The sequence below is a fragment of the Paenibacillus agaridevorans genome (genome assembly GCF_003112455.1).
Lineage (GTDB): Bacteria > Bacillota > Bacilli > Paenibacillales > Paenibacillaceae > Pristimantibacillus > Pristimantibacillus agaridevorans.
Genome location: NZ_BDQX01000305.1, coordinates 1 through 254, shown reverse-complemented (window position 1 = coordinate 254; position 254 = coordinate 1). Strand labels below are relative to the sequence as shown.

Below are 254 nucleotides of genomic sequence, written 5' to 3'. Positions count from 1 at the left end.
TGGCGAACGGCAGTTATGAGCAGGTGAACGACAACGGCTGGGCCAAATCATGGGTCAGCTATATTTTCCCCGGATCGCAGACGCCGACAGTCGCGTTGGATAACGCCGGAAGCAATGTGAAAGAAGGCGCGCGATCGCTGAAAATAAGCGCATCGGCTTCAAGCCGGGTTTCCGTCTTCCAAAACGTACCGATTACTGCCGCGCAGCGGGGAAAGACGTATAAATTTAGCCAGTGGGTTAAGACGGAACAAGTG

The 254-nt window shown here is 53.9% G+C and carries 1 pseudogene; it reads left to right on the top strand.

The window, feature by feature from the left end:
• A pseudogene (locus tag PAT3040_RS37395) lies at positions 1-254 on the top strand (hypothetical protein); the annotation flags it as partial.